18 protein-coding genes, 1 pseudogene and 1 riboswitch are annotated in these 20,040 nt (G+C 44.0%); of the genes and pseudogenes, 3 read left to right on the plus strand and 16 right to left on the minus strand.

Annotation, left to right across the window (positions count from 1 at the left end; genetic code table 11):
- Positions 1-382: 382 nt before the first annotated feature.
- The 15 genes and pseudogenes from IMZ31_RS06510 to ilvE form a co-directional block, all read right to left on the minus strand.
- On the minus strand, positions 383-2,074 hold the full coding sequence (locus IMZ31_RS06510; protein ID WP_207529751.1) for a methyl-accepting chemotaxis protein: 1,692 nt from the start codon (positions 2,072-2,074) through the stop codon (positions 383-385).
- A gap of 191 nt (positions 2,075-2,265) precedes the next feature.
- Positions 2,266-2,904, minus strand: coding sequence for a thiamine phosphate synthase (gene thiE, locus IMZ31_RS06515; protein ID WP_207529752.1), 639 nt, complete (start codon positions 2,902-2,904; stop codon positions 2,266-2,268).
- A complete protein-coding gene (gene thiM, locus IMZ31_RS06520) occupies positions 2,901-3,689 on the minus strand; it encodes a hydroxyethylthiazole kinase (RefSeq protein WP_207529753.1) in 789 nt (262 codons plus the stop codon). The genes thiE and thiM overlap by 4 nt, the downstream gene beginning before the upstream one ends.
- Entirely contained in the window at positions 3,689-4,504 is an 816-nt protein-coding gene (thiD, locus tag IMZ31_RS06525; protein WP_207529754.1) for a bifunctional hydroxymethylpyrimidine kinase/phosphomethylpyrimidine kinase, read from the minus strand. Before thiD ends, thiM begins: the two co-directional genes overlap by 1 nt.
- A complete protein-coding gene (tenA, locus tag IMZ31_RS06530) occupies positions 4,497-5,195 on the minus strand; it encodes a thiaminase II (RefSeq protein ID WP_207529755.1) in 699 nt (232 codons plus the stop codon). The genes thiD and tenA overlap by 8 nt, the downstream gene beginning before the upstream one ends.
- 175 nt (positions 5,196-5,370) lie before the next feature.
- Positions 5,371-5,477, minus strand: a riboswitch (TPP riboswitch).
- A gap of 849 nt (positions 5,478-6,326) precedes the next feature.
- Positions 6,327-7,313: a threonine ammonia-lyase gene (gene ilvA, locus IMZ31_RS06535; protein ID WP_207529756.1), complete on the minus strand. Its 987-nt coding sequence runs from the start codon at positions 7,311-7,313 to the stop codon at positions 6,327-6,329.
- A 43-nt stretch (positions 7,314-7,356) separates the two neighbouring features.
- Complete coding sequence (leuD, locus tag IMZ31_RS06540; protein ID WP_207529757.1) at positions 7,357-7,947, minus strand: 3-isopropylmalate dehydratase small subunit; 591 nt, start codon at positions 7,945-7,947, stop codon at positions 7,357-7,359.
- A 149-nt stretch (positions 7,948-8,096) separates the two neighbouring features.
- Positions 8,097-9,515, minus strand: a complete 1,419-nt coding sequence (gene leuC / locus IMZ31_RS06545) for a 3-isopropylmalate dehydratase large subunit (RefSeq protein ID WP_207529758.1) — start codon at positions 9,513-9,515, stop codon at positions 8,097-8,099.
- Between the two features lie 68 nt (positions 9,516-9,583).
- Positions 9,584-10,690 carry a 3-isopropylmalate dehydrogenase gene (gene leuB / locus IMZ31_RS06550; protein ID WP_207529759.1) on the minus strand — a complete coding sequence of 369 codons (1,107 nt, stop codon included), beginning with the start codon at positions 10,688-10,690 and terminating at the stop codon, positions 9,584-9,586.
- Between the two features lie 13 nt (positions 10,691-10,703).
- Positions 10,704-12,248, minus strand: coding sequence for a 2-isopropylmalate synthase (locus IMZ31_RS06555; RefSeq protein WP_207529760.1), 1,545 nt, complete (start codon positions 12,246-12,248; stop codon positions 10,704-10,706).
- Positions 12,235-13,272, minus strand: a complete 1,038-nt coding sequence (ilvC, locus tag IMZ31_RS06560) for a ketol-acid reductoisomerase (RefSeq protein ID WP_207529761.1) — start codon at positions 13,270-13,272, stop codon at positions 12,235-12,237. Before ilvC ends, IMZ31_RS06555 begins: the two co-directional genes overlap by 14 nt.
- A 77-nt stretch (positions 13,273-13,349) precedes the next feature.
- Positions 13,350-13,871: an acetolactate synthase small subunit gene (ilvN, locus tag IMZ31_RS06565; RefSeq protein ID WP_207529762.1), complete on the minus strand. Its 522-nt coding sequence runs from the start codon at positions 13,869-13,871 to the stop codon at positions 13,350-13,352.
- Positions 13,868-15,604 carry a biosynthetic-type acetolactate synthase large subunit gene (ilvB, locus tag IMZ31_RS06570; RefSeq protein ID WP_242705659.1) on the minus strand — a complete coding sequence of 579 codons (1,737 nt, stop codon included), beginning with the start codon at positions 15,602-15,604 and terminating at the stop codon, positions 13,868-13,870. The genes ilvN and ilvB overlap by 4 nt, the downstream gene beginning before the upstream one ends.
- 401 nt (positions 15,605-16,005) lie before the next feature.
- Positions 16,006-16,184 (minus strand): annotated as a pseudogene (locus tag IMZ31_RS06575) (dihydroxy-acid dehydratase); the annotation flags it as partial.
- Positions 16,185-16,210: 26 nt separating this feature from the next.
- Positions 16,211-17,119 (minus strand): branched-chain-amino-acid transaminase, encoded by a 909-nt coding sequence (gene ilvE / locus IMZ31_RS06580; protein WP_207529764.1) that lies wholly within the window; start codon positions 17,117-17,119, stop codon positions 16,211-16,213.
- A 608-nt stretch (positions 17,120-17,727) separates the two neighbouring features.
- Between ilvE and IMZ31_RS06585 the strand changes: the two genes are divergently transcribed.
- Both IMZ31_RS06585 and IMZ31_RS06590 read left to right on the plus strand, forming a co-directional pair.
- Positions 17,728-17,871 (plus strand): hypothetical protein, encoded by a 144-nt coding sequence (locus tag IMZ31_RS06585; protein WP_207529765.1) that lies wholly within the window; start codon positions 17,728-17,730, stop codon positions 17,869-17,871.
- A 120-nt stretch (positions 17,872-17,991) separates the two neighbouring features.
- A complete protein-coding gene (locus tag IMZ31_RS06590) occupies positions 17,992-19,119 on the plus strand; it encodes a DEAD/DEAH box helicase (RefSeq protein WP_207529766.1) in 1,128 nt (375 codons plus the stop codon).
- A gap of 127 nt (positions 19,120-19,246) precedes the next feature.
- Here the strand turns inward: IMZ31_RS06590 and IMZ31_RS06595 are convergent, their stop codons facing one another.
- Positions 19,247-19,540, minus strand: a complete 294-nt coding sequence (locus tag IMZ31_RS06595; protein WP_207529767.1) for a 4a-hydroxytetrahydrobiopterin dehydratase — start codon at positions 19,538-19,540, stop codon at positions 19,247-19,249.
- Positions 19,541-19,780: 240 nt separating this feature from the next.
- On the opposite strand from IMZ31_RS06595, the gene IMZ31_RS06600 reads away from it, so the two are divergent.
- Entirely contained in the window at positions 19,781-20,032 is a 252-nt protein-coding gene (locus IMZ31_RS06600) for a hypothetical protein (RefSeq protein ID WP_207529768.1), read from the plus strand.
- Positions 20,033-20,040: the final 8 nt, after the last annotated feature.

Consider the following 20,040-nt stretch of genomic DNA (forward strand, 5'->3'; position numbering starts at 1 on the left):
CTTCTGTTTGGAGACGTCTTTTTTGATCTATTACTTTTCATTGTGTCTTTTATGTATACTTGGAGGGGACCATTACGGGGAACGTGTAATGTGTCGTTTAAGGATTAAAGTTCTAAGGGTAGGGTATAGTGAAGAGGATTGTTCATAAGCATAAAAAGGCTGTACTGTTTGTTTGATAATGAGACAATCGCATACCAAAAAAGAATACATTGGATATGAGGAATCAATCAACCATGGAAAACAACACACAAAATCGAATTACAAAAGAAGATATTGATCTACTTATTCAGAAGTTAGATGATTTAATTAATGAAGAAGAAGATAAGATTTCATGTAAATAAGAAACAGAACGCCCAAGCTTATCATAAGCTTGGGCGTTTCTTTATAGGGAGAACCGTTTTACTTCATCGTCTAATCGCTCGGAAAGCTCAGCTAATTCTCTAGAGCGGTTAGAGATCTCTTCCATAGAACTGCTCGACTGCTCTGCAGACGCTGCGGCTTGTTCAACGCCTGCGGCAGATTCTTCTGAAACAGATGCGATCTCCTCTATAGAATGATTCATCTCCTGGCTGTTATCTACGATTTCAGTTAACGTTGTGGTGACTTGCTGGATGTTTGTGGCCATATCTGACACGGACTGATAAATATTCTCGAATGTGTCGCCTGTTACTTTAATTTGTTTTGATCCCTTATCAACCTCAGCATATCCTTGTTCAAGAGACTGCACGACAGTGGCGGATTCCGACTGAATGGTTTGAACGATTCCTGTGATTTCGACAACAGAATGGGATACTTGTTCAGCCAATTTCCTTACTTCATCAGCCACTACCGCGAACCCTTTACCGTGTTCTCCTGCACGAGCTGCCTCAATTGCCGCGTTTAACGATAAGAGGTTGGTTTGGTCAGCAATGTCTCGGATGACCTTAACAAGTTTTGATATTTCTTTCGACTGAGCATCTAGTCCTCTTACGCTATCAACCGATGTTTTCACAATTTCATCAATTCGCTCCATTTGTTCAACAGACTGATTCATTAAGCCAGTGCCTTCTTTCGTCATCGTTAACACGCTTGCTGATGTGTTAGAGATCGTTTCGCCGCTCCTGTGCGCTTGTCGAATTTCTTGGAGGAGATGGTCCATCATGATTGCAAGACGAGAGGAACTAGTGGCTTGAGTTTCAGCACCAGATGATAATTCTTCCATTGTTACTGCGATTTGTTCACTTCCTTCTTTTACTTCAAAAGAAGACTGTGTGAATTCCTCACTTTGTTTTGTAACAGTGGAGGAGACGTTCGCTATATTTGAAATCATATCCTTTAAGTCGTTTTTCATTCCATTTATTGCAATCGTTAGGGAACCAATTTCATCTTTTGAGTGGTGATGAATGTCTTCTGAATCTAACCGTCCTTGAGCGACTTCGTTAGCTAAGTTGGTCACTTTACCCAATGGCTTGATTCGACGGTAAAGGGTCAAATATGTAGATACGCTTAACAAAACCATGAGTCCTACTGCACCAATCGTTAAGTATGAAAACGTCTCCATTTGGCGCTTTGCTGTGTCTGCTTTACGAGATCCAAGGGCTAAAAGCTCACTCTGAAACGTTGCTAACTTCTCATCAATACTAGCTTTCCTGCTTTGATAATTCTGGTCAAATACTTTCATTTGAGCCATCTCCATATTATTCTTCTCAACGAAAGTAATGGCTTTCTCCTCCATTTTAGCTAATTCATTTGATTTCTTCACAGCTTCCTCTACATGAGCCATGATATCATCAGGAACGTTGTATGTAGCTAATTCGTTTAAGGCGCTTTCTCTCCGCTTTGTTTTCTTTGCTTCGGTGTTATAGTTTTCGAGATTTTCAGGTGCTCCGTATTGGGAGTAAATACGTACTTGATTGGTTAAATAGTCTGATGCTTCTTGAACTTGGCGTCCGAGGTCTTGAAACTTCATTTGTTGTTCCACGGCTTCCGTTCGGTTGCTGATACTCATAAATAGCAATGATAAACTAATGATGGCAACTGCGCCAAGCAACGTAACGGTCAGGCCGATCACTTTTACTAACTTGGATATTTTCAAGTGGCACACCCTTTCTTTTAAGTTTAATATACACATTGTTGTAAGATTCCCTCTATTTCCAAATCAGTGGGTAAAAAATCCTATCCTCTTTTTTATCGGTCATAATGAAACAATATCAACTAAAATGTTAGAAAATTTAATCAACTAATGAAGTTAGAAGAAAAAAGCCAGGGAGAGATCCCTGGCTTTTGTTACATTGTAGCATTGTAAAGTTGTTTGGCTGCTTGTGTGCCGTTTGGATGTGAGGTGATAGCGGATATGAAAGAGCCGCCGTCTGCGCCTGCTTGGAACACATCTTTTAGATTACCTGAGTGAATACCGCCGATCGCGACGATTGGGAAGTCATGAACTTTTTTTCTAATCTTAGTTAAGCCTGTTAATCCAATCGGTGTTTTGGAATCACGTTTTGTAGACGTTTGATAGATGGGACCGACCCCAATGTAATCGATGGAATCAAAGGGTGAGCTTATGGCTTCTTCTAAAGAAGTGGTGGAGAGACCGATAATAAGCCCGCTACACCGGTTCACAACTTCATGAATATCGGAGTCATCCTGCCCAACATGAATACCATTAGCTTTTATGCTAAGAGCGAGGTCAACATCATCGTTGACGATAAAGGGGATCTGGTACTCCTGGCATATGAGCTGTAGGTCTTTTGCTAACTGTATTTTTTGATTACCTTTAAGGGAGTGAGGACCTTTCTCCCTAAACTGAAAGCAAGTAATCCCGCCCTGAATCGCTTCTAGCAAAATAACTCGAGGGTCTCTTTGACAATCCTGACTCCCCATAATGAAATACAGTTTTAATAGGGGTTTGATATCAATTTTCATCTTATTTCTACTTTCTGACGCTTCCTAACATCTTCAGGCGTGATGTTGTAAAGGGCATCCAGGAAGTAAGGGTGGAGGGTCCCTGGTCCATGAACGTCCGATTGCTCAACAGCCATTTCACTTGCAATCGTATAGACAGATACGGCCTCTTTGGCTTTCTCGACGTTTGGTCCCTTAAGAGAAAGGAAGGCTGTCAAAATAGAGCTTAGTAAGCAACCGGTGCCTGTTATGCTACCTAGAAGTGGGGTGCCATTCTGGCATACAACGGTTTCGTCCTTTGTAGTAATCACGTCTGTTTCCCCCGTCAGGACGATTAGACAATTAAATGAAGTTGCAGCTATTTGAGCAAGCTTTTCCACGTTCCCTTTTCCAGTTGAATCAACACCTCTTGATTGCCACTGGTCATCACCAATCAGAGCTGCAATTTCACTAGCATTTCCGCGAATTGCTGTAATGTCTAGTTCATCTAAAAGCCTGTGACAAGTCTCCAGACGAAAAGGAGTAGCACCAGCCCCAACAGGGTCTAATACAACAGGGATCCCCTTTTCGTTGGCTGCTTTACCCGCTAGGAGCATGGCTTCTACATCTGTTGAGGAAATCGTTCCAATATTTAATAGAACACCACTTGATATGCTGGCCATGGCAGATACTTCATCAATAGATTTTGACATAACAGGAGCGGCTCCGATGGCATATAACCCATTAGCGGTAAAATTCATGACGACCTCGTTTGTTAGGTTATGAATGAGTGGCGTTGTTTCTCTTAACGTTTGCAGGTAAGACATTATACATATTCTCCTTTCCGCTTTGTATTCTGATAAGCCCAATGATTCGTAGGGCCTTGTCCGTGTCCAATCTCAAGCGTATGTTTAATGGCAGCTGATATGAAGGTCTTAGCCACATTCACGGCTTCTTTTAAGCTTTTGCCTTTTGCAAGTTCAGCTGTGATCGCAGCTGCATAGGTGCACCCTGTCCCGTGCGTGTGCAATGTATCAAAGCGAGGGGACGTAAAGGTCTCGAACGTTTCTCCATCGTAAAAGAGATCAGTTGCTTCTCCATCAAGGTGGCCGCCTTTAATGACAACAGAAGAAGAACCAAAATCGTGTACAATCTTTTTGGCGGCTTCGTATCGATCTTCTTCTGACTCCAAGCTTCTACCTGTTAACGCCGATGCTTCCGGAATGTTTGGTGTGACAATCGTTGCAAGAGGGATGAGCTCATCGCGCATGGCTTGCAGTGCTTTATGATCAACGAGAGCATCACCGCTTTGGGCAATCATGACAGGGTCCACGCAAAGAGGTAACGTAAGAGGACGCAGGTGCTCTGCAATGGTTTCAATCATTTCAGAATTTGCAATCATTCCTGTTTTGACCGCGTGAACAGGCATATCGCTCGTAACGGATTCAAGCTGCTCTTTTATAAAACTAGCTTCTAAATGGCGAATTCCCTTCACACCTAACGTGTTTTGAGCAACAACAGAAGTGATGACAGACATGCCGTACACGTCTAATTCTTGAAAGGTTTTAAGATCTGCCTGGATACCTGCGCCACCACTAGGGTCCGTGCCCGCAATTGAAAGAGCGCCTTTCACGTTACGCATGATTCGTCACCTCTTTGAGAGCGGAAGTTGGCCATGTTTCCAAGCGGTACGCCATTTCCCAGAATGCCCACTCTAACTGACAGCTCTTTATAAAAGCATCTTTCATGGCTTTCTTTTCCCGGGGTGAAGCAGTCTCTGCCCAGGTGTCTAGTTTTGTGCGAAGTTGATTCGTTGTAGACCTTATTTCATCGTTCACATAAAAGGTGATCCACTCATAGAAAGGGTGGTCAGGTGTTGGCTGCACGTGCTCCATTAAATAGTCCCCAATTTCAAGGTACGTCCAAGGGCATGGAAGGAGTACGGCCAAGATTTGCCCTAGTGTCCCTTCGTAGGCATGGGTCTTCATATGTTTAATATAGTGATCAGCCGTAGGGGGAAGGGGGTATCCTTGTAAATCCTCATACGGGGTATTGATATAAGTACATAGATTGTGATGGGGATGAATTTCACTGTGAAGAACAAATTCGATATTTTCTTTGAAGAAGGAGATATCCTCCCGATCGCTACATTTGGAGATCGCGATTCCATACACATTCATGAATGCATGAAGGTACTCAGCATCGGCTTTCACGTAATGGGCTATGGCTTCTTTCGGAAGGTCGCCTTCTCCAATCCCTTTCACGAAAGGGTGGTTGAAAATTGCTTGAAAAATCGGCTTTGCATCGTGACGAAGTTGTTCAGTAAATGACATAGTAGTTGCCTCCTGGTTTTATTTATAGGAAGTGAACCAGGTAGTGAGGAGGGAGGGGGTTGGGGGTTATGAACATAAAAAAACCGCTCCTAGAACTGGAGCGGTTTTGGGATTATAAAGTAATAGATTGAGAGATCATATGATAAAATACGCCCTCTAATCGTAGGTATAACAAATCCAACCGACTCCACTTCCCTTCGCTGGTACTAACCAGATCAGGTTCAAAGGGACCAAGGATTTCTCCTTATCTCAGCCATTAAATGGGCGCCCCTAGTGGACTTCCTATATTGTACGGTTACCGTAACACAGGTTTCCTGGATTTGTCTACACTGGAAAGGGTCCGTTACTCTAAAGGGGTTTGGGCTCGATGGGGGACAACTCGCTTTCCTGCGGCCCCACAAGATGTGGGGTCGTTCGACGTAGTCACAGGACGTGACGTTTTTAGTCGAACTTCCTCTTTCTTTTTTGCCTCCTCGTTCGCTGTCGCTCATGTTTGCTGTGCCTTATGCACAACTATTTATGGGCACGTCTGTCGGTGCTTTAGCGTTTTTACCGCCGTTTTTCGTAAGTAGTGTGTCGGGTGCATTTCTTGGGTGGTTTGTGTTGTCGAGAGTGGGAGATAGGTTGTATGTTCGTAGAGTTTGAGGTTTGGTGTGTGTTGTAACTAGATGCAGAGGGACTTTAGTAAAACTATGCTTATCTCTGACGTTTTAGAGTAGGTCAGGGTTCAAAAGGTAAGAGAGAGGCGTGATCTATGACCTTTTTATTGCTTAAAACGGTGGAAAGGTAACAGAACTACAGTATCTATGACCTTTTGTAGGATTATTACTTCCAAAAGGTAACAGATAACGTGAATCAGTGACGTTTTATGGTGGGGAGCTTTAGAAAAGGTAAAAGATCAATTTTAGGATACCCATAAAGTAACAGAAAAAGCCCAGACCATATAGGACTGGGCTTCTCATTAACTTGTTTGCATCTAGCTGCAGCGCCCAGCAACTAGTAGACTTCCCTCACCTCCGGTCGATCAGTCAACATCGATTCGCTTGTCGCTCATCGTGTTTCCTTGATCTCGCGGTGGCTCAGTCCAGTCTATACGTTGCTAACCGGGCGCTTCCGCTTTTGTTATAGCTTTCAAGAAGCTACAAAGGAAGGGCTTTTTTGAACGGCTGAGACAGAGGTAGGTTCTTCCTGCTGGCTCATGTTTTGAATCATAGGTAATCGCGCAAGGTCCATGTTGCCCCCGCTTACGATAATACCCGTATAATTCGATTGGATGTTGGAACCGTGTTCGAGAACAGCTGCAAGTGCTGAGGCTCCGGCTCCTTCGACAAGTGACTTGTTTCGCTCAAGCATCGTAACGATGGCTTTTGCGATGTGTGTTTCTGACACGGTTACGATCTCATCGACATACTGCTTGATGAGTGGGAACGTGTTTTGACCAGGTTTCTTCACGGCGATTCCATCTGCAATGGTGGAAACATTCTTTAAGGTGGAAGGTCCTTGTTTGTAATACTGATTGTACATGGCACTCGCTCCTGCAGACTGCACGCCGATGATTTTGATAGACGGCTTAACAGATTTTGCTGCAACGGCGACACCACTAATCAGTCCGCCTCCTCCGATTGGAACGACTAGCGTATCAAGGGATGGATTTTGTTCAAGCATTTCAAGAGCAATCGTACCTTGACCGGCCATCACGTCATAATCATCGAATGGATGAATAAAGACGCTGTCGTTTCGGCGCTGATCAGCACAAGCTGCTTCATAGGATTCTTGGAAAGATTCACCGGTCAGCACGATTTCAGCTCCATAGCTTTCTGTTGCCTTGACTTTAGCCTCTGGTGTATGCTCAGGCATAAAGATTTTCGCCTTGATTCCTCTTTTGGAAGCGGCCAAGGCGACACCTTGTGCGTGATTTCCTGCAGATGCAGCGATGACTCCTCTTTTAGCTTCTTCTTTGGTAAGTTGAGAAACTTTAAAGCTGGCCCCCCGAACTTTAAAAGCACCTGTTTTCTGCATGTTTTCCATCTTGAAATAAACTTGTTTTCCTGTTAGTTCGTTGATTGATGTTGATGTAGTTAATGGGGTACGGTGGACCACGTCTTTAAGCTGCTCCATCGCCTCCGTGATTTTGGTTCCGGTTAAGCAATTCCCAATGTCTTCACACTCCTACTTTTTTAGATTCGTATTGCTTGATCTTATTTTCATGGGTGAGGGTAACAGATATGTCATCCCACCCATTGATCAACATTTCTTTTTGGTAATCATTGACTTCAAACGACGTCTTGAATCCTTCATTGTCGTAAATAACCTGATTTTCAAGGTCAGCGGTCAAGTGATACGTTTCGTTTTCTGCTTTTTGAATGAGCTGGCTAATTTCTTCTTCTGGTAGCGTGACAGCAAGAATGCCGTTTTTTATGCAGTTATTAAAAAAGATATCAGCAAAACTTGGGGCAAGAATGACTTTGAATCCATAATCTTCAAGCGCCCAAGGAGCATGCTCACGAGAAGAGCCGCAACCGAAGTTCTCTCCTGCAACGAGAATGGAAGTCCCGTCGTATTTTGGTTGATTTAGTGAGAAGTCTTCTTTCTGCGTTCCATCATGATGAAAGCGCCAGTTATAGAAGAGAAACTGGCCAAACCCTTGACGTTCAATGCGCTTTAAGAATTGCTTCGGTATAATCTGATCAGTATCTACATTGGAGCGGTTTAACGGATAAACCAAACCCTCATGCTTCCGTATCGGTTCCATTGTCTAGTCCCTCCTGGTTAAGGGGGAGAGAGGTGGCTTTCCTGCATTAAAGCAAAAGAGCGTGCCAGTCCCCCTTTGTTGCTTTAGCGTGGTGAACGGTGTCAGGCACGCTGTGTTGCTTTAGTGTAGTAAATGGTGCCAGACACGCTTTAGTGTTGTAAAGCGTTTGTGAATTGTCGGACGTCTGTGAAGTGGCCGGTGATGGCTGCGGCTGCGGCCATTTCTGGGCTCACTAAGTGAGTGCGGGCATCTGTTCCTTGTCGACCTTCGAAGTTACGGTTCGATGTGGAAGCACAGCGCTCACCTGGTGGGATGACGTCATCGTTCATAGCTAGACACATGCTACAGCCGGCATCTCGCCATTCGAAGCCTGCCTGTTTGAACACGACATCTAATCCTTCTGCTTCTGCTTGTAGTTTTACGGATTGAGAACCGGGGACCACGATAGCTGTTACAGATGAGTGAACGGTTTTGCCGCGAATAATTTCGGCAGCCTTTTGTAAGTCGCTGATCCGTGAATTGGTACAAGAACCAATAAAGACGTGCTCAATTGCAATGTCTGAAATGGGCTGATTAGGCTGTAAATCCATATAGGCCAAAGCGTGCTCAATTTCTGTGCGCTTATTGTCTGTAGTTGATTCAGCAGGGTCTGGAACTGATGCTGAAACAGGTAAACACATGCCTGGGTTTGTTCCCCATGTAACTTGTGGTTCGATTTCAGAAGCATCGATCTCAAGTGTATGGTCATATACAGCACCTTCGTCTGAAGCTAGAGCCAGCCATTCATCTGCGGCTTCATCGAAAGACGCACCTTCTGGAACGTGGCGTTTACCGCGAAGGTACTCGACTGTCGTTTCATCCGGGCTAATTAAACCAGCACGAGCACCGGCTTCAATCGACATGTTACAAACCGTCATACGCTGTTCCATCGTAAGGGAACGAATCGCATCGCCTGTATATTCAATCACATACCCTGTCCCAAAGCGTACGCCGTATTTACCGATGACAGCTAGTATCAAATCTTTCGCTGTAACACCCGTGCCAAGTTGGCCGTTCACTTTTACGTTTAATGTTTTAGGAGGGTCTTGCCAAAGGGTCTGAGTGGCTAGCACATGTTCAACTTCACTCGTTCCAATACCAAATGCTAATGCGCCAAATGCACCATGAGTGGAAGTATGACTATCTCCACAAACGATTGTTTTGCCTGGCTGAGTAAGACCAAGCTCAGGTCCGATGACGTGAACAATTCCCTGGTCAGGGTGGTCAATATCAGCTAAAGGGATGCCGAATTCATCGCAATTTTGCTTTAATGTCTCCATTTGTTTCTTAGAGACGGCATCCTTTATAATATGACGTTCACGCGTCGGTACGTTATGGTCCATCGTGGCGTAGGTGCGTTCTGGGCGACGAACGGAACGACCGTTCATTCGTAATCCTTCAAACGCCTGTGGTGATGTGACTTCATGAATTAAATGGAGATCGATATAGAGTAGATCTGGCTTTCCTTGTTCTTGATGGACAACATGTTGATCCCAAATCTTTTCAACGATTGTTTTGGGCTGGGTCATGGTCTCACTCCTTTATGAAAAAATAGGGGGGAAGAATATAAGGGGGGAGTCCCCTTATATCCACCTCACTAGGCGTAACAAGTCATGATACTTTTAGTTGCATCTTGTGCAGTCACTCGCTCTAGGACGAGACGAGTCATCTCTTTGGTACCGACTTGTTTACCGCCTTTAACGTCTAAATCGCCTGTGCAGTAGCCATCCTCTAGTACTTGTTCAACAGCTTCTTCAATTACAGCTGCTTCTTTCTCTAGCCCGAATGAGTGGCGAAGCATAAGGGCAGTTGAAAGGATCGTCGCAAGTGGGTTTGCAACTCCTTGATCCGCGATGTCTGGGGCTGAACCGTGAACCGGTTCGTATAAGCCCATACCGTCTTCTCTTAGACTAGCAGAAGGAAGCATGCCGAGTGATCCTGTTAATACAGAAGCCTCATCACTCAAAATATCGCCGAACATGTTCTCTGTAACGATGACGTCAAACTGTTTTGGATTTGTGATGATCTTCATCGCAGCTGCATCGACTAGCAGGTGTTCCACTTCAACATCTGGATAATCTGCCTTCTTCTCCTCAACGACTTCGCGCCAGACTTTACTAGATTCTAAGACATTTGCTTTATCAACACTTGTTAGGTGTTTGCGTCTCAAACGAGCGCTTTGGAACGCATTGTCTACAATTCTCTCAATCTCGTCACGCTGATAGGAAAGGGTATCTACGACTTCTTTGCCATTGTTTCGTCGCTCACTCGGGGTACCAAAGTAAAGGCCACCTGTTAGCTCACGAACGATGAGAAGGTCGCTACCAGCAACAACATCGTGCTTTAAAGGAGAAGCGTGAAGAAGTTGATCAAACCCTTTAATCGGACGAAGATTCGCGAAAAGACCAAGTTGCTTACGAATACCAAGGAGCCCTTTTTCTGGACGAAGGTGAGAAGGATTCTGATCCCACTTTGGTCCACCAACGGCTCCTAGCAAAACAGCATCTGATTGCTGACAAGCTCGGACTGTATCTTCTGGGAGAGGCGTGCCATGTTTATCAATGGCTACTCCGCCGATATCGTGTGTGTGATACGTAAATGTATGGTGGAAGCGTTCTGTGACGGCTTCTAGAACTTGTTTAGCTGATTCAATGACTTCCTGACCGATGCCATCACCAGGTAACAATACGATTTGCTTTTCCAATAGAAGAACCTCCTTATACGGGTGCAGATTGTTTGTTTAATAGTTGTTGATTTAAAATAACGCGGTTAACGGCATTTAAGAATGCGTTAGCCGATGCTTCAAGTACGTCTTGTGCAGCACCTCGGCCGCTCGCTGCAGTTCCATTAACGGTTAGCCTTACATGTACTTCTGCAAGGGCATCGCGTCCTTCACCAACTGAACTTAAGCGATAATCTTCTAAGTGAATATCTTCATGGATTAATGCCTCAAGCGTGTTATAGATGGCTTCAACACTTCCCTGACCTGTACCAGCTGTTTCAACGCGTGTATATTCTGGTGTCGTCATAGCTACTGTGGCAGTAGGAATATTTGCGGAACTATATTGGACTTGGAAAGCTTCTAGTTTATATTTGGCAGCATCGGATGAGTCGGTTTGAACATCTGTCAAAATCGTAAACAAGTCTTCGTCTGTTACGTCTTTCTTGCGGTCTGTTAAACTCTTAAAGGCTTTGAAGGCTTCTTTAAGTTTTTCTTCAGAAAGTTCATACCCAAGGGATTTCACTTTATCTTCGAACGCGTGACGACCGGAGTGTTTCCCAAGTACCATATTACTAGCCCCGATGCCAACCATTTCAGGTGTAATGATCTCGTAGGTGGATGCGTTCTTCATCATGCCATCTTGGTGAATACCAGATTCATGAGCGAATGCATTCTTTCCTACAATCGCTTTGTTGCCAGGGACAACCATTCCAGTAAACTTACTTACTAGATCACTTGTGCGTTTGATTTCATTTAACACGAGATTAGTAGAATGCTCGTAGAAATTGTTGCGAATCTGTAGTGCTACTGCAACTTCTTCAATGGAAGCATTTCCTGCCCGTTCACCAATTCCGTTAATCGTTCCTTCAATCTGAGTTGCACCGTTTTCAATAGCAGCTAAAGAGTTTGCAACCGCCATGCCAAGGTCATCGTGACAATGACAGGAAAGGGAGACACGGTCAATGTTTGGGACATTTTCTTTCACGTAGCGGAAAAGTTCTCCGTATTCGTATGGAGTCGTATATCCAACCGTATCTGGTAAATTAACAACCGTGGCTCCAGCTTCAATGACCTTCTCAATGATTCGGACAAGGAAATCTTTATCAGATCGGCACGCATCTTCTGCTGACCATTCGACTTGAGGGAATCGTTCCCTTGCATATTCGACCATTTCAACAGCGGTTTCAATGACTTCATCTGGCGTTTTCTTCAGCTTATGTGTCATGTGAATAGGGGAGGTAGCTAAAAATACGTGAAGACGAGGTTCTGAAGCGTCTTTCAATGCTTCCCAAGCTGTATCAATATCCGATTTCTTCGCACGTGCAAGGCCGGTTACAGAACTATTTTTAACGGTGCGTGCAATCTCTTGAACCGATTCAAATTCATTTTGGGAGGAAGCGGGAAAGCCCGCTTCCATAATATCTACTCCAAGTTTCTCTAGTTGTTTGGCGATCTCAAGTTTCTCTAGCTTATTCAAATTGACTCCAGGGGACTGTTCTCCGTCTCGTAGGGTTGTGTCGAATACCTTAACGTGCGCCATTTGCGACCACTTCCTTTTCTTTTTTAGATTTGGCCTGCTCTTTCACGAAAGGCATTAATTCACGGAGCTCATGCCCCACCTGTTCAATTTGATGGCTGTTTTCTTTTACATTAATGGCGTTAAACTGAGGGCGATTCACCTGGTTCTCAAGGATCCAGCCTTTAGCGAATGCACCTGTTTGGATATCAGTCAGAACATCTTTCATGCGAGCTTTCGTATCTTCGTTCACAACGCGAGGGCCGGATACGAAGTCACCCCACTGAGCTGTGTCGGAAATTGAATGACGCATGCCTTCAAGACCGCCTTCGTACATTAGGTCAACGATTAGCTTCAGTTCATGCATACATTCGAAGTAGGCAACCTCTGGCTGGTAACCGGCTTCAGTTAGCGTTTCGAAACCAGCTTTCACAAGGCTTGTAAGGCCACCGCAAAGAACGGCTTGCTCACCGAACAGGTCCGTTTCTGTTTCTTCTTGGAAGCTAGTTTGAAGAACACCTGCACGACCTGCACCAATTCCTTTTGCGTATGCTTGCGCCAGTGTTTCAGCCTGACCTGTGTAATCTTGATACACACCGTAAAGGGCAGGAACTCCAGCGCCTTCTTCAAATGTGCGTCGTACAAGATGCCCTGGTCCTTTTGGAGCAACTAGGAATACATCCACATCTTCTGGTGGTACGACTTGATTAAAGTGAACGTTGAAACCATGGGCGAATACAAGAGCATTTCCTGCATCCAGGTTTGGTTTGATTTCTTCTTCGTAAACAGAAGGTTGATATTCATCCGGAAGAAGAACCATAACCACTTCTGATTCTTTAACAGCGTCAGCAACGCGTTTTACTTCAACACCGTCTTGTTCTGCTTTATCCCAAGATTTCCCCGGGCGAAGGCCAACGACAACGTCAAATCCGCTTTCTTTCAAGTTTTGTGCATGTGCATGACCTTGAGAGCCATAGCCTACGACTGCGACCTTTTTATTTTTTAAAACCTCTTCGTTAATGTTCTGATTGTAAAGTACTTCTGCCATTTTCAATCCATCCTCTCTGGTTTTGGTTTATTCATTGAATATTCAAACTACTTAAGGTGTAAAAGTTCCTGGTTCCCTTACTGCAATAGGGATTGCGGGGTGAACTCAGCGACTTGTGGCTGTTGTCCTCGTAAGAAGGCCGTCAGCCCAGTTCGCGCTAATTCCTTCACGCCGTAGGGGCGGAGGAGGTCTATCAGCGCTTCGACTTTATCTGATTTTCCAGTAACCTGAACCGTCATGCTCTCTTTACTGACATCAATAACGGTGGCCCGGAAAGGTTCAATAATCGTCTGGATTTCGTTGCGGTTTTGAATGTTGCTGCCAACTTTGATTAGCGCCAGTTCCCGCGCTACGATCGCTTTATCGGTAATGTCTGATACCTTTAAAACATCAACTTGTTTATTGAGCTGTTTTGTTAATTGTTCAAGCTTTTGATTATCCTCGACCTCTACTACAAAGGTCATTTTGGAAATGCCTTCTGTTTCCGTTCTGCCAACAGAAATGCTTTCGATATTGAATTGGCGTTTGTGCAAAAGGCCGGTAACGCGGTTTAGTACGCCACTTCGGTTTTGCACGGTTGCCGTAATGATTCGTTTCATCGTTTCACCCCAATCATTTCGTGTAGCCCTTTGCCTGGGGCGATCATTGGATAGACATTTTCTTGTTGAAGGACGCGGCAGTCTAGAAGGACCGGTCCATCGTAGTCAAACACATCCGGCAAGATTTGAGAAAGTTCGTCTTGCGACTGAACGAGTTCCCCGCGGATGCCGTAACTCTCTGCAAGCTTTACGAAGTCTGGTTGTGTTTGAAGAAGGGATTCTGAGAATCGCTCATCGTAAAATTTCTCTTGCCACTGACGAACCATACCAAGCGCACCATTGTTGACGATGACAATTTTGACAGGTAATTTCTTTTCTTTTAAGACAGACAGTTCTTGCAGTGTCATTTGGAAACCACCGTCTCCGACGACCGCGACTACAGGTTCGTCAGGGGAGGCAATTTGTGCACCGATTGCAGCAGGGAAGCCAAAGCCCATCGTGCCAAGTCCGCCTGAAGTGACCCATCGGTTTGGTTTATTAAAGGAATAATACTGAGCTGCCCACATTTGGTGCTGTCCGACGTCTGTTGTTACAATCGCATTTCCGTCTGTAACTCTGTGAAGGGCTGAGATGAGCCATTGTGGCACCATTTCTTTTTCAGGGTTATCGAACCAAAGAGGGAAGTTTGCCTTATTCCCGGATACTTCTTTCAACCAGTCACCATGGTTTTTCATATCAACATCCATGTTTTCAATTTCTGTGAGCGTCTTTTTAGCGTCTGCAACAATTGGGATGTGCGTCTCTACGTTTTTGCCAATTTCAGCGGGATCAATGTCAACGTGAGCGACAGTTGCTTTAGGAGCGAAATGTTTGAGATTCCCTGTTAAACGATCATCGAAGCGAGCTCCGATATTAATAAGCAGATCACACTCATAAAGGGCTGTGTTAGCGGCATACGTTCCATGCATACCGGCCATTCCTAGGCTTAATTCATTCTCGCCAGGGAAGCTGCCAAGTCCTAAAAGCGTAGTGGTTACAAGAAGCGCGTGCTTTTGGGCGAAGCTTTTCAATTCTTCAGAAGCACCAGCGTGTATAACGCCTGCACCAGCCAGAATGACTGGTTTCTTTGCTTGAGATAGAGCTTCTTTCAACTTCGTTAGCTGAAGTGGATTAGGCTTTACCGTTGGCTGATAGCCTTGCAGGAAGAAAGTGGTATCATAGGATTCCTCTGCAATGCTTGATGAGATATCTTTTGGAATATCTACAACAACAGGACCAGGTCGACCAGTAGAAGCAATGTGGAATGCTTCTTTCACTATGCGAGGCAGGTCGCTTAAGGATTGGACTTGGTAATTGTGTTTCGTGATCGGTGTTGTAAGACCCATTACGTCAGCTTCTTGGAAAGCATCTGTTCCAATAACGCCGCTAGCCACCTGACCTGTGAATACCACAAGTGGTAGTGAATCCATCATGGCATCAGCGATTCCGGTAATTAAGTTAGTAGCACCTGGCCCGGAGGTTGCAATCACAACGCCAGGTTTGCCCGAAACGCGAGCGTAGCCTTCCGCTGCATGAATGGAGCCTTGTTCATGGCGTGAGAGAATGTGATCAAATGCGTCTCCTGCACGATAAATTGCATCATAAATGGGTAAAACGGCTCCTCCTGGATACCCAAATAACGTATCAACACCAACTTGCTGTAGTGTGTCAACGAGAAGGTCTGCTCCTGTTTTAGGAGCTTTTGTGTGCGACGCAGCAGATTGTTGCGTTTGATGTTTTGCTTCTACCTTCACCTGTAATCCCTCCATTTCATTTGAATTTGTTTAGTAATAACTAGCTTAAAGCTAGTTATTCCTTGATTTTTTTCATAATAAAAACCATCCCACCCCATATAAACTCCACGTGTGTTGTGAAGAGTTAGGGGCGAAATGGTTATTTTCGCGGTACCACCCTGATTTCGCAGCATGTTGCTCACTGCCTTACGAGACAAACGCACGAGGTGTGCATTGTCTCTTTCGATAACAGGTGCTCATAGTACACCTGACTTGAGCCTACTAAACAGAGTCGTTCAGCCAAGCACTCAGGGAGGATGTCAGAGTAAGGTGTATTTCCGGGCTTCCAGCAACCCCGGCTCTCTGTGAATACAGGTTTTTACTCCTTTATTCCCGTCGTAGATTTTTTCGATATCCACTTTTTATACTTTCATGACTCCGTCTGTATTTGCGGACGTAACGAGCTTCTGGTATTTAGCAAAAGTTTAATCGTTCTTGCTTCTAGGTCGATCTGAATTGGGTCACCGTCAGCGACTAAGCCGACCGGGCCACCTTCAGCAGCTTCTGGAGAAACGTGACCGATTGAGATACCACTTGTTGCATCTCACTTCTCATGATTCGTTTCTCCTAACTAACAGCAACATCTTTTTGATTCTCAGGGTAACACTGAACACCGTCACGTACGACAAGATCGCGGAATAATTGGAGTAATTCGTTTGTCATTTCACCAGGCAACCCATTCCCAATTTGACGTTTGTCGACGTCAACAACAGCAATTACCTCAGCAGCTGTTCCTGTTAAGAAGACCTCATCAGCCACATATACATCGTGGCGTGTGAAAGGTTCTTGTTTTAGTTCATATCCATGTTCCTCAGCAAGGTCGATAATCGCATTACGCGTTACACCTTCTAATGCTCCGAGGTAAACAGGAGGGGTATAGATCGTGCCGTTTTTCACGATAAAGATGTTATCAGCAGATCCTTCTGTTACGTACCCTTGATCGTTTAACATAAGAGCTTCGTCTACACCGGCTTGGTTCGCTTCTAATTTCACTAGGATATTATTTAAGTAATTCAATGATTTTACTTGTGGACTTAGTACGTCTGGTCGATTGCGTCTTGAAGCAACGGACCCTAGGCGTAAACCTCGTTCATATAATTCCTTAGGGAAAAGCGCGAGTGCTTCTGCGATGACAACAACGCGTGGTGTAGGGCAGCTTGCTGGATCTAAGCCAAGATTGCCAGGTCCGCGTGATACAACAACTCTGATGTATGCATCAGACAATTCGTTTTGACGGATTGTATCCACAATGACTTGCTTAAATTCCTCCTTTTCGTATGGTAATTCAAGCAAGATTGACTTCGCGGAGTCATAAAGGCGGTTTACGTGTTCGTCTAGTTTGAAGATATTGCCGCTATAAGCTCTAATCCCTTCGAACACCCCGTCTCCATATAAAAATCCATGGTCGTAGACTGAAACAACTGCCTCTTCCTTTTTAACAAATTGGCCGTTTAGGAAAATCCATTGACTGCTCATACTTACACTCCTTCCCTTTAATGTATTAATGCTTAAACTCGGTAAAGTATGATCGGTAAAAATGTAGCCCGATTGCTTCATCTAAATTTTTAACTTGAAACAAGGGGCAACTGGTTCATGAATCAATCGCGAAAAGTTCATTTGCTTTTCAATGAATGATTTAAATTATGGATAATCATAAGCCGTATTGAAGGCAAGGTCAACAGCTATTTCCTAACTTTTCTGACAGTTGTGATAACTCTGTGTACTAGAAAACGCTTACATCCTTGAGAGCGTAGAGGTTGGGGAAAATGAGAAGAAATCGAGAAAATAAAGAAAAAAAGTAAGGTGGTCTAGAGGCTTTACACAGTTGGTTCCATACCGTTGTAAAGGAATAGAAACTAGTGAGAAAGTAAAGGTTTTATTCATTTTTTTCTAATTTTATTTGGTCATTGAACGAGGGAGGTCTAACGTTGCTGAGGAGTGACGAAAGAGTGCAGGGAATTGACTAAAGAGGCTCTGAAGTTACGAAAAGGGTAGTTGAAGTGACTAAAGACCGGTGCGAAGTTACAAAAGAATGCAGAGGAATGACTAAAAGAGGGTGTGGAGTTACGAAAGGAGGAGTCGGATTGACTAAAGAGCGGCGCGGAGTTACGAAAGAATGGAGTGGAATGACTAAAAGAGGCTCTGAAGTTACGAAAGGGGGAGTCGCAGTTACGAAAGAGGGAACCTCAGAGACGAAAAAGTTAATAACGACTCTTTTACTAGCATAAATGCATTTAAAATAACTTATTTATGCTTCTTCTTTATAAAAAATGTAGATAGCCTCGCCTTGTAACGGCTATAATAGAACAAGTAACCGTAAGAGCGGTAGATTAGAAAGGATTTGTGTAATGGAACAACAATCACCATTTTTTGAAAGCCTGAAACCTTTCATTCAGGAAGCATGGAATAAAGCAGGGTTCGACAAACCGACTGCAGTTCAGAACGAAACAGCTCCGATTATAGTAGAAGGAGGAGACGTTATTGCAGAAGCTCCAACAGGGAGTGGGAAAACACTAGCGTATCTCTTGCCTGTACTACAAAAAATTGATCCAGAAGCGAAGCAGGCGCAAGTGTTGATCTTAGCATCTTCTCATGAGCTAGTGATGCAAATTTTCGACGAAGTCAGGAAGTGGACTGAAGGAAGCGGCATCAGAAGTACTTCCCTAATCGGGGGCGCGAATGTGAAGCGTCAGCTTGAGAAATTGAAAAAGAAACCTCACGTCATCGTGGGAACACCAGGGCGTGTAAATGACCTGATCGAGAAGAAAAAGCTGAAAATGCATGAAGTAAAGACGATTGTTCTTGATGAGGGAGATCAGCTACTTGTACCTGAACATATGAAAACAGTCCAAAGCATTGTCAAAACAACACTTAAAGAACGTCAACTTTTAGTCTTCTCAGCTACACTTTCTGAAGCTGCTATCGAAGATGCACAAAGCATGATGAAAGAGCCAGAAGTGTTGAAAGTAGAAGATAAGGAATCAGAACAGCCTGACGTGGATCATTACTACATTGTGAGCGAAGGGCGTAAGAAAGCCGATACGCTTCGTAAACTTGTGTATTTAAAAGGATTTAAAGGTCTTGCATTTATGCGCGATATTGGAAACTTGACCGTATTTGCTGAAAAGCTCGATTACCGTGGAATTGATGTTGGTACCCTTCACGGAGAGACGAAAAAGCAGCACCGCGCGCAAGTGTTAAAGAAATTTCAACGCAACGAGTTCAGACTCGTAATGGCAACAGATGTCGCTGCTCGGGGGATTGATATGCCTGATATTAATCATATTATTAACGTAGATCTTCCGCGAGCAACCGAATACACACACAGAGCAGGACGGACGGGGAGACTCGGTTCTTCATCTGGTACAGTCATTACAATCGTGACTCCTGATGAAGAGAAGCAAATGAAAAAGTTAGCCAAAGACCTAAACCTAACAATTAAAAAGACAGAAATCTACAAAGGTCAACTTAAATAAACAAGAACCGCATGCTCATTTAGAGCATGCGGTTCTTTAATGTGTTAAAGCGTGTCAGACACGCGCTAGTGCTTTAGTGCGATGAAGGGTGCCAGACACCCATTTGTGCTTTAAAGGGATAACGTGTCTAGTCTTCTAGGTTTGTGTAGGCTTCGTCGTAGCGCTGGGCCAGGTCGAAGTCTCTTGCTGATAATCCTTTCACGTCATGGGAAGTTAACGATACGGTTACTTTGCCGTAGTCCACGCCAATGTAAGGATGATGGTCTTTTTCTTCTGCAATTGCGCCTAGTTTGTTGACAAACTGGATGCCATCTAAGTATTCGTTAAACGTGAAGGTACGTTCAATTGAGCCCTTATTTCGATCCCATTCTGGAACGTCTTGTAATGAGTGTTGAATTTCTTCTTCTGTATATGCTGCCATTATTCATCACCTGCTTTTGTATATTTATAAAATCATTTATGGCTCCTGCTTATAGAGGAAGCTCTTTAGTTTTTTTACCTTTTTAGTCTTTCCTTTAAACGTCTGTTCATGTTATTATCTCATCCTTTGGGAAATCTCTCACCCAAAGCCCATTTATGCATATTATTAAGATTATCTTGCTGTGATATGGGTAACGATAAGAATAAGAGTTATTTTCTCAGGAGAGGTGAAACAGAAACAATGAGGCTTTTTACAAAAGAAGACATTAAAGCCGACAACGGGCATTACGAAATTCATTTGACGATTAACAAGCAACAACTGCTTAAGCACATTGATGATGAAATGACAGCTTTTATAAAGAAACAAGCCATTGACCATATACAAGCCAAATACGACCACGTGCCGATTCGAGTTGTTCGAATTATGATCGGATCCATGCTCTACTTTTCTTTTGCTGTGAATCAAAAGAAACAGTTAAGCCCACTCACGTAAAAAAAGCG

It is taken from the genome of Pontibacillus sp. ALD_SL1 (assembly GCF_017355605.1).

What these genes read in the sequence shown, in the direction of transcription:
- leuC (WP_207529758.1), bottom strand. Translation starts at nt 9,515, where the DNA reads ATGACCCAGCCCAAAACAATCGTTGAAAAGATTTGGGATCAACATGTT.
- thiD (WP_207529754.1), bottom strand. Translation starts at nt 4,504, where the DNA reads ATGCGTAACGTGAAAGGCGCTCTTTCAATTGCGGGCACGGACCCTAGT.
- ilvE (WP_207529764.1), bottom strand. Translation starts at nt 17,119, where the DNA reads ATGAGCAGTCAATGGATTTTCCTAAACGGCCAATTTGTTAAAAAGGAA.
- thiE (WP_207529752.1), bottom strand. Translation starts at nt 2,904, where the DNA reads ATGAAAATTGATATCAAACCCCTATTAAAACTGTATTTCATTATGGGG.
- ilvN (WP_207529762.1), bottom strand. Translation starts at nt 13,871, where the DNA reads ATGAAACGAATCATTACGGCAACCGTGCAAAACCGAAGTGGCGTACTA.
- tenA (WP_207529755.1), bottom strand. Translation starts at nt 5,195, where the DNA reads ATGTCATTTACTGAACAACTTCGTCACGATGCAAAGCCGATTTTTCAA.
- thiM (WP_207529753.1), bottom strand. Translation starts at nt 3,689, where the DNA reads ATGTCTTACCTGCAAACGTTAAGAGAAACAACGCCACTCATTCATAAC.
- IMZ31_RS06590 (WP_207529766.1), top strand. Translation starts at nt 17,992, where the DNA reads ATGGAACAACAATCACCATTTTTTGAAAGCCTGAAACCTTTCATTCAG.
- IMZ31_RS06595 (WP_207529767.1), bottom strand. Translation starts at nt 19,540, where the DNA reads ATGGCAGCATATACAGAAGAAGAAATTCAACACTCATTACAAGACGTT.
- ilvC (WP_207529761.1), bottom strand. Translation starts at nt 13,272, where the DNA reads ATGGCAGAAGTACTTTACAATCAGAACATTAACGAAGAGGTTTTAAAA.
- IMZ31_RS06555 (WP_207529760.1), bottom strand. Translation starts at nt 12,248, where the DNA reads ATGGCGCACGTTAAGGTATTCGACACAACCCTACGAGACGGAGAACAG.
- IMZ31_RS06600 (WP_207529768.1), top strand. Translation starts at nt 19,781, where the DNA reads ATGAGGCTTTTTACAAAAGAAGACATTAAAGCCGACAACGGGCATTAC.
- ilvA (WP_207529756.1), bottom strand. Translation starts at nt 7,313, where the DNA reads ATGGAGCAGCTTAAAGACGTGGTCCACCGTACCCCATTAACTACATCA.
- leuD (WP_207529757.1), bottom strand. Translation starts at nt 7,947, where the DNA reads ATGGAACCGATACGGAAGCATGAGGGTTTGGTTTATCCGTTAAACCGC.